The organism is Leucobacter sp. M11 (genome assembly GCF_035726885.1).
Classification (GTDB): Bacteria; Actinomycetota; Actinomycetes; order Actinomycetales; family Microbacteriaceae; genus JAPFRB01.
Genome location: NZ_JAPFRB010000005.1, coordinates 50,968 through 51,772, shown reverse-complemented (window position 1 = coordinate 51,772; position 805 = coordinate 50,968). Strand labels below are relative to the sequence as shown.

Annotated in this window: 1 protein-coding gene; it reads left to right on the top strand. The window is 72.0% G+C overall.

Features of this window, described 5'->3' with window-relative positions; translation table 11 throughout:
* Positions 1-778 (top strand): ABC transporter permease (locus OOT08_RS15505; protein ID WP_325093744.1); only part of this gene is annotated, 778 nt, incomplete at its 5' end.
* Positions 779-805 lie beyond the last annotated feature (27 nt).

The window sequence follows — 805 nt, the reverse complement described above, 5'->3', positions numbered from 1 at the left end:
TCGGGCCCAGTACGGCCTGGATCGGCCCCTGGGTGAGCAGTTCCTCGCGTATCTGGGTCGGATCCTGAGCGGGGACTTTGGGGACTCCTATGCGCAGAAGAAACCGGTGACGGCGGTCATCGGGGCGGGGTTGTGGCCGACGCTGCTGCTGGCGGGGGTGTCACTGGGGGTGGCCTGGCTGATCGCGCTCGGCAGTACCCTGCTGGCGACGGGCCGCTCCCGCGCGGGTCGGGCGCTCAGCAATGGGCTGGATCTGACCGCGGCGTCGCTGCCGGGTTTCTGGCTCGCGAGCATGCTCATCCTGGTGTTTTCGAGCTGGCTGGGGTGGTTGCCCCCGGTGAGCACGGGCGGCTGGTCGGGGCTCGTGTTGCCCGTGCTCGCGCTGGCGGTCCCCGTGGCGGGGTTCCTCGCCCAGGTGATGCGCGAGGGGGCACTTGATGCCCTGGACGCGCCCTTCGTGACGAGTGCCCGCGCCCGCGGCGAGGGCGAGCTCGGGGTGCGGGCACGGCACGTGCTCCGGCACGGGGCGGTGCCCGCGCTGAACCTGTCCGGGTGGGCGCTGGGGTCGCTGATCAGCGGCGCCGCGGTCATTGAAACCGTGTTTGCCCGCCCGGGGCTCGGGCGCACCCTGGTCACGGCGGTGCTCGGGCGCGATGTGCCCGTGGTGCTCGGGATCGTGCTGTTCATCGCCCTCGTCTATGTGCTCCTCACCCTGCTGGTGGATCTCGCCATCGCGCGGGTCGACCCCCGAACGGAGGCCAGCCTTGCGCGCGCGTGACCGATTCCGGCTCCCCCGGGCCAGCCA